12 protein-coding genes and 2 pseudogenes are annotated in these 11,554 nt (G+C 48.2%); 12 read left to right on the top strand and 2 right to left on the bottom strand.

Going from position 1 to position 11,554, the window contains the following annotated elements:
• Window positions 1-11 precede the first annotated feature (11 nt).
• From ACSHX2_RS12720 to ACSHX2_RS12730, 3 genes are all read left to right on the top strand, one after another.
• Window positions 12-656 carry a GIY-YIG nuclease family protein gene (locus ACSHX2_RS12720; protein WP_435693325.1) on the top strand — a complete coding sequence of 215 codons (645 nt, stop codon included), beginning with the start codon at window positions 12-14 and terminating at the stop codon, window positions 654-656.
• 177 nt (window positions 657-833) lie between these two features.
• The gene (locus ACSHX2_RS12725) at window positions 834-1,943 is read left to right on the top strand and encodes a hypothetical protein (protein WP_435693326.1); all 1,110 of its coding nucleotides are present in this window, start codon (window positions 834-836) and stop codon (window positions 1,941-1,943) included.
• Window positions 1,940-2,773 (top strand): hypothetical protein, encoded by an 834-nt coding sequence (locus ACSHX2_RS12730; protein ID WP_435693327.1) that lies wholly within the window; start codon window positions 1,940-1,942, stop codon window positions 2,771-2,773. The genes ACSHX2_RS12725 and ACSHX2_RS12730 overlap by 4 nt, the downstream gene beginning before the upstream one ends.
• 40 nt (window positions 2,774-2,813) lie before the next feature.
• On the opposite strand, the gene ACSHX2_RS12735 is transcribed toward ACSHX2_RS12730, so the two are convergent.
• Window positions 2,814-3,668: a mechanosensitive ion channel family protein gene (locus ACSHX2_RS12735; protein ID WP_435693328.1), complete on the bottom strand. Its 855-nt coding sequence runs from the start codon at window positions 3,666-3,668 to the stop codon at window positions 2,814-2,816.
• 155 nt (window positions 3,669-3,823) lie between these two features.
• Window positions 3,824-5,152, bottom strand: a complete 1,329-nt coding sequence (locus ACSHX2_RS12740; protein ID WP_435693329.1) for a mechanosensitive ion channel family protein — start codon at window positions 5,150-5,152, stop codon at window positions 3,824-3,826.
• 400 nt (window positions 5,153-5,552) lie between these two features.
• On the opposite strand from ACSHX2_RS12740, the gene ACSHX2_RS12745 reads away from it, so the two are divergent.
• The 9 genes and pseudogenes from ACSHX2_RS12745 to ACSHX2_RS12785 form a co-directional block, all read left to right on the top strand.
• A complete protein-coding gene (locus tag ACSHX2_RS12745; protein ID WP_435693330.1) occupies window positions 5,553-5,885 on the top strand; it encodes a GNAT family N-acetyltransferase in 333 nt (110 codons plus the stop codon).
• A 102-nt stretch (window positions 5,886-5,987) separates the two neighbouring features.
• Window positions 5,988-7,688 (top strand): M3 family oligoendopeptidase, encoded by a 1,701-nt coding sequence (locus ACSHX2_RS12750; protein WP_435693331.1) that lies wholly within the window; start codon window positions 5,988-5,990, stop codon window positions 7,686-7,688.
• 33 nt (window positions 7,689-7,721) lie between these two features.
• Window positions 7,722-8,612 carry a phosphotransferase family protein gene (locus ACSHX2_RS12755; protein WP_435693332.1) on the top strand — a complete coding sequence of 297 codons (891 nt, stop codon included), beginning with the start codon at window positions 7,722-7,724 and terminating at the stop codon, window positions 8,610-8,612.
• A 14-nt stretch (window positions 8,613-8,626) separates the two neighbouring features.
• Complete coding sequence (locus tag ACSHX2_RS12760) at window positions 8,627-8,911, top strand: putative quinol monooxygenase (protein WP_435693333.1); 285 nt, start codon at window positions 8,627-8,629, stop codon at window positions 8,909-8,911.
• A 30-nt stretch (window positions 8,912-8,941) separates the two neighbouring features.
• Window positions 8,942-9,124: pseudogene (locus ACSHX2_RS12765) on the top strand (GrpB family protein); the annotation flags it as partial.
• A 138-nt stretch (window positions 9,125-9,262) separates the two neighbouring features.
• The gene (locus ACSHX2_RS12770) at window positions 9,263-9,889 is read left to right on the top strand and encodes a LysE family translocator (protein WP_435693334.1); all 627 of its coding nucleotides are present in this window, start codon (window positions 9,263-9,265) and stop codon (window positions 9,887-9,889) included.
• 57 nt (window positions 9,890-9,946) lie between these two features.
• Window positions 9,947-10,762 carry a PhzF family phenazine biosynthesis protein gene (locus tag ACSHX2_RS12775; RefSeq protein ID WP_435693335.1) on the top strand — a complete coding sequence of 272 codons (816 nt, stop codon included), beginning with the start codon at window positions 9,947-9,949 and terminating at the stop codon, window positions 10,760-10,762.
• A 32-nt stretch (window positions 10,763-10,794) separates the two neighbouring features.
• The gene (locus ACSHX2_RS12780; protein ID WP_435693336.1) at window positions 10,795-11,289 is read left to right on the top strand and encodes a VOC family protein; all 495 of its coding nucleotides are present in this window, start codon (window positions 10,795-10,797) and stop codon (window positions 11,287-11,289) included.
• Window positions 11,290-11,318: 29 nt separating this feature from the next.
• Window positions 11,319-11,554, top strand: a pseudogene (locus ACSHX2_RS12785) (GNAT family acetyltransferase); the annotation flags it as partial.

Here is an 11,554-nt window from a genome sequence, read left to right on the forward strand (position 1 = left end):
ACGACAAAGCTATGAACAACGCACAAGGAATCGTCTACGTTCTCACGAACCCAGTCATGGATGGCCTGGTGAAGATCGGCAAGACTTCACGCGAGGAAGTGCAGATTCGCCTCAACGAGCTCTACTCCACAGGAGTGCCTGTGCCCTTTGAATGCGCCTATGCAGCCAAGGTAGAAGATTACTCGAAGGTTGAGCGAGCCTTCCACCAAGCCTTCGCCCCCTATAGAATCAATAGCAGACGCGAGTTTTTCAAGATCGAGGCGGATCAAGCCATTGCCTTACTGGAATTGATGGCGATAGAAGATGTCACCCCTTCCATCATCGAAGAAGCCAGCAAGGTCGATACCGAGACCCAGCAATCCAGCAAGAAGATCATGCGGAGACCCAATCAAAACTTCTTTGAGATGGGTCTCAAGCTTGGTGATCGCATCACATTCTCCCAAGGGGGTGAAACCGCAGTGATTGCCTCTGGCAGAAAAGTACTCTTTCGCGATGAAGAAGTCTCACTCACTATGTCACAAAAACCTTACTTAACAACGGTGCCTACGATGTCGCTCCTGGTGGTTATTGCAACTTTGGCGACCGCAGCCTCCGCGACCTCTACAACGAGACCTACACCTAAAGGCGTGGCATACAGCCCAGCCACCACCGCGTAGTCCAAGGCATCGCCACATTTACAAACCTTACCCAAAAAAACGTCCTAACATGTTAGATGTTTATTAATTCCCCCATTCCACCCCATTTCACCAACCGGTGAAACATTTGAAATTAGTGAAAACTTGACAATCCACGTACAAATAGTCATGGTTTCACCAAACGGTGAAATAGATATAATGAGTGAATACACAATCGAGGAATTCAAGCAAGAGGCACATAGCTACCTGCAGGCTTACCTAGGCAAACTACCTAGTATCCAGTCTGTACCGGAGCACCAGTGGGCTGGGCAAGAAGTCGGTCATCCCTCTGAGCTTCGCTACACCCTCAAGCAAATAGTCCATGTCGGAGATTCCACATGGACTCTCCATGCTGTGCTTCTAGCTAACGCTCAACCACGCTATCTACGTAACGCCATCTACGCAGCGAAAGCGCAGTGGAAGCTACAGCCTGACACCGGCACCTATCTACTCATCGTTTCCCCCTACATATCTGAACAGGCGGCAGCTCTCTGTCGCGAGGAAAGTGTAGGGTTCATAGACCTTAGCGGCAACGCCTACCTCTCGTTTGGCTCCGTCTATGTCGAAATAGCTGGCAAGCCAAACAAGTACAAAGAATCACGCCCTCTAAAGTCTCTGTTCTCAGAGAAGTCATGCCGAGTGCTAAGAGTGCTACTCCAAGGCCCCCTCAAAGCGCACAAAGTTCAGAAGGTGGCCGAGGCTGCTGACGTTAGTCTGGGGTTGGTCAGCAAGGTGCGAAAACTGCTGATCGATCACGAGCATGCACTCGACACCGGTGACGGCATTCTCATTACCCAGCCCGACAAGCTACTCAATGCTTGGATAGCGGCGGATAGGTTCAGTGAGCGCACTGAGATCCGGGAGTATTCCCTACTGGAGTGCGACATAGAACACCTCTCTAACTCCATCGAGGCGACGCTGGCATCAGAGCTCAATATCGACCTTGCCTACACACAATGGTACGCAGGCTACCTAAGGAAACCCTATACGGTGCCGCCGGTGGTGAGCCTTTACGTCAGTGATTTCATAGACGAAGAGCTCCTGAAAACTGTACTGCAAGCCCGCCGGGTAACGTCAGGAGGCAGACTGCGACTAATACGTAGCAAAGACCACAAAGGCGTGACACTAGGAAAGCAACAGGTCAACGGCCACACGCTGGTCTCGGACCTACAGATCCTCCTCGACCTCCAAGGAGCTGGACTGCGTGCTGATGAGCAGGCGGCTGAGCTACGCGCTGACGAGACATTTAACGGTGGATGGAAGACATGAACGAACAACGTCCAACAGAGTTAACAAACTACCCGGCACATAGTCTCGATACTGCTGAGGCAGCCCTACTGGAAATGTGGCAAGGCCTAGAGAACTACCACCGTGAGCTCGTGCTGGTGGGCGGTCTCGCGGTCCACTATCACACTAAAGATAAAGCCGAACCGCTCTATCGTGGCACCTGCACGCTCGATATCGACCTTGGGATAAGCCTAGCGACTGATGGAGGGATGACTGGCTCTGTAGATTGGAATCTAGGCATGCTGGGCTACAGACCTGACGAAGAAAGACGCATGGTGAAGCGTGGTCGGCACGGTAACCTCTACATCGATTTCCTCACTGAGCATCCACCGAACCAACCCGGCACCCGCCTAGTTAGCGATGTGACGGCAACTGTCTGCCCAGGCATCAACCGAGCTCTAGCATGCCGGAAGATCATAGAGATCACAGGACTCAACCGCCACGGGGAAGAACAAGTTTTTCACATCCCCCTCTGTGGCATAGGCCCGCTTCTGGTTCTCAAGCTGAACGCCTTTGGTCAACGTAATGAACGAGATCGCATGAAGGACGCCTACGACATTCTCGTGGCTGTAAGCTCCTACTCAGAAGGCGCACGTGCTGCGATCGATGCCTTCAAAGCTGAGGCTCGTGAGGACAACTCTGGTTACGCATGCGCCCTACAAGTGCTACGTGAGCACTTCAGTGATGAAACGATGGCTGGCCCAGTAGCGGTCTCTCACTTCTACTTCGGTGAAGGTGGCGGCAATGAAGAAGAAAGAGATCTACTACGTCAAGATCTAGTGAGCATAGCCCTCTCCCTTTTAGGTGACTAAACCAGCGCTCTAACTTTTCGTCTGGTAACAACGCACGCAGTTAACTATCAGGGTTTTTGCTGGAGATGTTTTCTATTTTTAGGGGCTCGGAAAATGTCATTGTGCGGTATGGGAATGGAATCTCGATACCAGCATTGTCCAAAGCTTCTTTGATAGCTGTGATCACTTCATTTTTAGATTTCCTAAAATCCATCGGTGATGAGCCTGTCCAGTAAAGGACACTGATATCGATGCTGCTATCACCGAAGTTACTAGCCAATACATCTAGCGGCTGAGCTTGGTCGACAGTATTACATTGAGAAACAGTCTCCTTAATTAGTTTCACAGCCGCCGCTACGTCTTCACTATAAGCCACACCTGTCATGAGCTCTACGCGTCTGATGTCTTTATCTGTGAGAACATCTATCGGGTTTCCTACAAGGTGTGCATTAGGAACGATGATCAACTCTCCACTCGATGCGCGCAGCGTCGTGAGCCTCAGCTCAGTCTCTACTACTCTGCCTCTCACATCGCCACAGACGATGAAGTCACCGGGCTCAAAGGGGAATTTCCATAGTAAGAGAATACCAGCGAAGAAATTCTGGAAAATGTCTTTAAAAGCTAAACCCACAGCTACAGAGGCAAGTCCAGCTGCACCTAGCAGCTTGGCTGGTGTGAGGCCAGGAAACAGCACCATGGCTGCAACTAGGAAGCCTAGTATGTAAATGGCAACCTTCCCCAGTGTGAGGAATAGCTCTTCGAGTGAGGTTCTCCAATGAAACCTGCTAATGACCTTTGGAATAACTTTCTTAAATACAAGTGCGACAATCCAAGTGATTATTAAAACAATGATGCCAGCAAAGATATTAGGGAGATGCGCAATGACGTCTGCTGCAATCGAGTTTACTGATTCCATAAGGATGGAAAGCGGCTCTTTCAATGCTCTGGGCTTTTCTATCTCTGCGGCGGCAAGGGGTAAGGAGGTATTTAACAAATAATTCAGCATAACTATGTATTCACTCAGGTTATATTCTGTACAATATTTACGTAGAAAATTTCTCTTCTTGATTACTAATCGAGTAAGTTTTTCTCAGCATCCATTTCCTCAGCAGCCTCTATCTGTTTATCCAATGACGTATCAGCAGAAGTATCCATTTCACCTTGTATTCTTTTTTGTGAAGGCTGGGCTGGTTGACTCTCAGCCACCATTTCTTGTGGGGCGTAAGCATCTTTGAGGTGAACTCTATAGATAGGCTCAGGCATCTCTATTCCTTGGTCATCGAAGCGATCTTTGATCAACCTGATAGCTTCACTTTTAGCTTTAGAGAAATCACTATCCCGTTGGTCAATCCAGGCATAGAAGCGCATGTTTACCGTACTGTCACCTAATGCTTCCACTACGATGGTGGGTGCAGGATCTGAAAGGATACTCTTGAGCGATAGAAGTGTTTCCATACCTAGCTCTCTCACCTTGATCAGATCTAGCTCTACCGAAACGCCTACGGCGAAATCAAAACGCCTTAGTGGGTTACGTGAAAAGTTCGTCATCGCAGAGGTCATTATGGCGCTATTAGGGATTCGCAGGTGGTTACCATCCATTGTCATGAGCACGGTGTCACGTGAAGTCAGTCTGATGACTTTACCCTTCATTCCTGAAACCTCGATAACGTCTCCAGTAGAAAAAGGATTCCTAATACTTAGCAAAACACCTGCTAGGTAATTCTCTACGATATTTCTGAAAGCAAAACCGAGAGCTATACCAGCAACGCCAGCAACGCCGAGAATGGCACTTGCGATGGCTGAAGCATCGAGGATTTCGAGCCCTATGAAAATCCCCAGTGAGACGAAAGTGAGTTTGATGAGGTTACGAGCTAGGCTGGATGCCATCTCATTCATCCTTAGCTTCTTGAAAATAGACTTGCGCCTGCTAAGCCATCCGCCAACTAGCCAAAAAAGAGTGATGACACCTATCGCTATGCCTATAAGCGGCAATTTCTGAATAAACGTCCTGCCCATCTCTCGGGCTTTTTCTTGTGCTGGAGCTAGACGTGCCGCCACCTCTACATTCTCCTCGATCTGATCTCTCACATAGATGACGCCAGCGGTTTTTTTAGTAAGTGTTAGCGCAGCATTCTCAGAATCGGAATCATCCACTATTCCAGAGAGTGTGACTACTCCAGACACCACCTCGACGGAGACATTCTTCAGCTCGTCGATCTGTTGGAATATCGATTCTAGCTTTTTCTTGATCGCTTGATCTGATGTTCCAGCATTAGGCTCTATCGTTAATTCACTTGGGATGTTTTCTGAAATCACGTCTTCTTGCCCATAAACTGAGAAGCTGAGAAACAGGCAGCTCACACAAACTATGAATAGCTTGGCACTATTAAGTTTAAACATGCATCACTATTTGCCAGATTTGCTTTGTACGCAACGGTAGAACCCCCTTTCACTTTTAAGTGTTCACCACATCCCTTCAGGCAATCCACGCATCGCAAAAAAGTACGGCCTAACTATGAGAATGTTATTCGATAATCGCTCACTAACTATCGGCTAAAACAATGAATCTGAGAGTAGATTGATTATTAGACAGCAAAGCCTGTTAGCCTTGGGAAGAGAGGCTGACTTTGGGGCACTCCACCTCTGCATAGCGAAACCCACTTCGCTACCGCCCTAGTAGGCATAATTAAAAATTATGGCATATTTCTTGCGGTATACGCGATTGATGTACTTTATGTTAGCCATAATGGGTGTCACCGAAAAATAATGAACACCCATTACCGGGTCAAAATCAAATGCGATGAAACTCACTACCGAACAATCAAAAGATGAGGATTTCGACTCTCTTGTGGAGCTTAGGCTCTCAGCGATGAAGGAAAGCCTAGAAGCAATCGGTCGCTTTGATCGGGCAAGAAGCATCGATCGTTTCAGGTCTTCCTTTTCTCCAGAGAATACTAGGAAGATAAAAAGAGAAGGTGTTCTCATCGGCTTCGTCGCGATAACAGAGCATCAGGATCACCTATATTTGGATCACCTTTACATAGATCCGGAGTTTCAGTCCTTAGGTTTCGGCTCACAGATGATGAGAGAGTTGATCGAACTGTCTGAGCAGAAAACTCTACCCGTCCGATAGGGAGCATTGAAAGCCAGCAGCTCAAATGTCTTCTACCAGAGGCTCGGATTCCTAGTTACAAAAGAAGACGAATGGGACATTTACTACGAAAGAATTCCAATAATGAACAACACCGTGCAGACTCCACACTTTTCTTATTATACAACAGCCCGCCCTGATTTGGAGGAGTACCGCGCGCGATACGACGTCTTCCATAAAAACCTAAAAACTGCTTCTTCAGTGGATCAATGCCTCAAGGTGATTGCCGATTGGGATGCTCTGTTAATTACGATTAAAGAATGGAGTCACCTGACGGATATCCGCTTCCATCAGGACACGCAGAACGAGGTCTATACTATGGCTAAGGAACAGCTCGATGAGATCTTGCCTAAGTTCGTGGATCTTGAAACCACCCTCAAACAAGCGCTTCTGGATTCCCCCTTCCGTGATGAACTTGCAGCAGCGACCGCTCCCCATCTCTTTGCTCTCTGGGAGTGTGACACCCGTAGCTTTTCTCCGGCCATCGAGACGGATGTTTCAGCTGAGTCGAAGCTCTCTTCAGAATATACAGCTCTAACAGCCGGTGCGGAAATCCATTTTAGGGGAGAGAAGTTCACCCTCTCAGAGCTGGAAAAATTCACTGATGATCCGGATCGGAATATTCGTGAGGAAGCGTGTCGAGCCCGGTCGCAATGGTTTGCCGACAATGCTCCAGAGCTTGATCGCATTTACGATAGCATGGTCGAGCTCCGCCACGGGATGGCACAAAAGATGGGCTACAAAAACTTTGTGGAAATGGGCTATCAGCGGATGAGCCGTATCGGATACGGAGCGGATGACGTGAGTGTCTTTCGAGAAGAAGTCCAGCGGGAGGTTGTTCCCTTTGTTTCGGAGTTGGCAAAGAAGCAGGCGCAATCACTCGGCCTCGACACACTGATGTTCTGGGACAATTCGGTTTTCTCACCAAATGGAAATCCAGCTCCTCTCGGAGATCACGATTGGATGGTGGATCGGGCGACAGAGATGTTTTCAGCGATGGGACACGGTCTCCCCGAGTTTTTCGAACAGATGAAATCCCATGGAGTGATGGATCTGAAATCACGAAAAGGAAAAGCAGGTGGAGGATTTTGTGAGTATCTGCCACTCTTCGAATTCCCATTCATCTTCGCAAACTTCAATGGCACACGTGCTGACGTGGATGTCTTCACCCACGAAATGGGTCACGCCTTTCAGGTATACTCTGGGCGCAATCAGCCCATGAGCGATCTTACCTGGCCGACGACTGAAGCATGTGAAATCCATTCCATGGCATTGGAGTTTCTGACCTGGCCATACATGGATCTATTCTATGGAGAAGAAGCCGCCGAGGAACTCCGCAGGATTCATCTGACTACCTACCTTATGTTTTTGCCTTACGGGGTGGCTGTAGATCATTTTCAACATCTCGTTTATGAACAACCGGACGCCACTCCCGAAGAACGGAATGCGATGTGGCAGGAGATGGAAAAACTCTACCTGCCCTGGTATCAATATGGAGATCTACCAAGCGAAAGTTCAGGACGCCTCTGGCAAGCCAAACAACATATCTACGGCGCGCCTTTTTACTATATCGACTATTGCCTGGCTCAGACTGGCGCAATGCAGTTTTGGTCAAAATCACGCAATGACCGTGAAGGAACCCTCAAGAAATATACAGACCTTTGTCGTTTGGGAGGAAGTAGGAACTATAGTGATTTGTTGGACTTCGCAGGTCTCAACTCGCCGTTTCAAAAAGGTTGTTTGAATGACGTGATGGCTGATGCAAAGACGTTTCTGAACTCCTAGAATTTCAAAACCCACTCAAAAAACCACCACAGAATGGATCGACGCCATCCCATTTCAGACTTTGATGCCAACCAGTTCAGGGAGTTTTTCGGGAACCAAACAATTTCTCTTGAAGCTCGGTTACTGAGCGGAGGTGCGTGCAATAGTAACTATTCGGTTCGCACACCCAAAGGTGATCAATATGTTTGTCGAATCCACCATCGAGGCAATCCCCAAGCGGAGAAGGCAGCCATGGAACTTCTGAACCACTCTATTCCCACACCCGGGTATTTATGGATTGGTGATGGGGTTTCGATCATGCCATTTGTCGAAGGCTCTCATTTCCGCCCGACAAAAAATTTAGTTCAAGAAGCGGGAAGAATGATTGGGAAATTGCATACGATCAATTTGGATCGAGCTGGGCAGATCACGCCGAATGGTGAAGTCACTCCCATCGAAGGTTGGGACACGTACAGCTCTGGCATCCTAGGGATGTTGGAAAAAGAAGCTATCAGAAGCCATCTGGATGAAGCCACGCTACTCGCCCTGAAAGATCTTGTGGAGCGGCACCTTGACCTACTTCATTCGTTCGATGCTAGCCACAATCTCGTGCATGGCGATTTCAGGCCAGACAACATTCTGGTGTCAGGCGATTCCATCACCGGGGTTCTGGATTGGGAATTCGCCCATTCCGGGTGCTCCTACATGGATATCGGAAATCTACTGCGCCACATTCCCTCAGAATGGGAGCAAGACTTGGCTTGGGGTCTACAAAGCGAAGGCTTTGAATTACCCGATGATTGGCGCTTCCGTTCCCTACTAATTGATCTGGTCAGCCATTTGGAATTTCTGACTTCCAATCGCTCGGAAGATTTCAAGCGCAGCTGTATCGAGCGGATTAGCCACTTAATCAAACGAAGCACCGAATATGGAGTGGCAAAATGATATACCCACGACCTATGAAAAAAATAACCCTATATGGACACATCGTCGTCCAGCCTGAGGAGCTTGATACGATAAAAAAAGCGCTACCTGTCCACCTTGAAGCGACAAGAGCCGAGGAAGGCTGTATCACATTTCAAGTGGATGAGCACCCCACGGAAGCCGGTAGATTCGATGTCTACGAAGAATTCGTTAGTAAGTCGGCATTCGAGCATCATCAGAAGCGAGTCAAGGAATCGGCGTGGGGAGCGGCAACCCAGAACGTATCTCGTTCCTATACAGTCGAAGGTCTTGAGAGTTAGCCAATCAACTAAACCCATGAAAATCTAGTTAGGCACTTGGCCTTCCGGGACTACTTGAGAAACCACTCGGATGTCAGAGACGAATACGGAGACCTAAAAACCAAAGTGGCATCCCTCTGTGATCACGATATAGACCGCTACTGCGACGGGAAGAATGATTTCATCAAGCTCCATGAAGCGAAAGCACTAGAGTGGGTTAGTCATAAAGCCTGAACCGGATACTGACAACTACTCCCTCCGAAGCCGCTCCTCGTGTTTAGGATCGCTTTCCAAATATATTTCCCTTAAATCCATATCAAACGGTTAGAAAACTGATTCGTGATGACAGGTTAACCTAATAAGACTCAACCGATGTTAGGCATTCAGGAATTCGGCGTATTTATCGCCACGGCAATCATTCTCAACCTCACACCAGGTTCTGATACTTTTTACATTCTTGGTCGTAGCGTTGCTCTGGGGAGACGTGCAGGTATTGCTTCGGTTCTTGGTATTTCGACAGGGTCGCTTGTTCACACGCTGGCTGCGGCTCTAGGTTTATCAGCACTCCTTGTTGCCTCCAGTTCAGCATTCCTTGTGGTGAAGCTTCTTGGTGCAGCGTATCTTGTTTTTCTCGGTATCAGGATGATCCTCAGTAAATCGACTGAAGCCGCGATCCCCTCAGATTTCGCCCCCTCTCCTCTCTTCTCGATTTACCGCCAGGGAGTGATCACCAATGTGCTGAACCCCAAAGTTGCGCTTTTCTTTCTAGCGCTAGTCCCTCAGTTCATCGCGACAGATAGTCCTTCGAAGTTTGTGGCATTCATGGTACTGGGTTTGTGCTTTATCGCCACAGGAACACTCTGGTGCTTCTGCCTTGTTTGGTTTTCCTCTCTGCTCACCAAGCGCATCAGAAAAAGTGAGAGCTTTTCGCGCATCCTCAATCGCTCTGCCGGGGCACTCTTTGTATCTCTGGGGGTAAAACTCGCGGTAGCCAAATAACCATCTGATCTAACCGTTACAGAATTCACACAACAGACAGATTCCTACCCTTTTGCCATGAAACTACCTATCTACCAAATTGATGCCTTCGCGGAGAAAACCTTTGAAGGGAATCCTGCGGCTGTTTGTCCTCTGCAGTATTGGTTACCAGATTCCACGATGCAGGCCATTGCCGAAGAGAACAACTTGGCCGAGACCGCCTTCTTCGTAAAAAATCAGGGCGTCTACGAACTCAGATGGTTCACTCCACTAAAGGAAGTTGATCTGTGCGGACATGCCACTCTAGCATCTGCCTTTGTTTTGTTTCAGACCACTGAATCAGGGAGCGATCAGGTTAAATTCTTGTCTCGCAGTGGTGAACTCAGTGTTACGAGACAGCATGAATTGCTGACCTTAAATTTCCCTATCCAGCCTGCCACGCAGTGCGAAATAGACGATGATTTGGTGAAGGCATTAGGGATGACGCCCAAGGCCTTATATCGGAATATCGATTACATGGCGGTCTTCGACACTGAAGAGGACGTACGCTCTATCCAGCCTGACCTATCCTTGATAGCAACTCTTGATTGCCGCTGCGTAATAGTCACGGCTCCGGGTAGAGAGACTGATTTCGTGAGCCGAGTGTTTGCTCCCAGTGTTGGCATCGATGAAGACCCTGTCACGGGCTCAGTGCACTGCTCGTTGACTCCTTTCTGGGCTCAAGAATTAGGTCGTAATCCTCTCTCAGCTCGTCAGCTTTCAAAAAGAGGAGGCTATCTAACATGCCAACTTGATGGAAGCCGCGTACTCATCTCAGGTAAAGCGGTTTCCTACTTAGAAGGAGTGATCGATATCGACGATGCTGGAACGGCAACTTGCCCTTCGATTTTTTAAGAAAGTAGACGCCTATATATACTCTATAAAAAATGAATCCACACCGAGGCCTCATACATCATCTAATTATACGCGTTACCAATGCGCGGAAATCCGCTGGCTTTTACGAGCCGGTGTTCACCTATCTTGGATACGAACTAGCTGGTTCGTCATTCGATGAAAACTATGGCTACCAAGATTGGAAACGGTGGGATCTGGATACACCACATGAAATCAGCATCTGCCAAGCAGATCTCAAATTTGCTGACCAAAAACATGTACGTGGTGCAGTAGGTCATCATGACCACCTCGCTTTTTGTGCTGAATCCCGGGAGGATGTTGACCGTTTTTATGCAGAGGTTTTGATTCCACTGGAACAGGGAAATCTTGCGACCATCGAAGACCCTCCCTGTGATTGCCCTGAATACGGAGAAGGATATTACGCAACCTTCTTTCACGATCCTGACGGACTGAAGTATGAGTTCGTCATCAACCCAAATCACTTGCATAAAAAGGACCAGCGGAAAAGTAAAGTCTCTGAGAGCTAAGAAACGAACAGCTAATTTATACAAAAACCATGCACATCAGACCCTACCAAAACTCAGACGAACAAGCAGTGATCCAGCTCTGGATCAGCTGTGGCTTGGTCGCTCCGCAGAATAACCCCGTCCAAGACATTCAGAGGAAATCAAAAGTGAATCCCGAATGGTTTCTCACAGGACTGGAGAATGACAAGATCGTGGCTTCCTGCATGGTCGGCTATGATGGTCACAGGGGCTGGATCAACTACCTCGCAGTTTCTCCGGGTGAACA

This window comes from Rubritalea sp. (genome assembly GCF_051252225.1).
Classification (GTDB): domain Bacteria; phylum Verrucomicrobiota; class Verrucomicrobiia; order Verrucomicrobiales; family Akkermansiaceae; genus Rubritalea.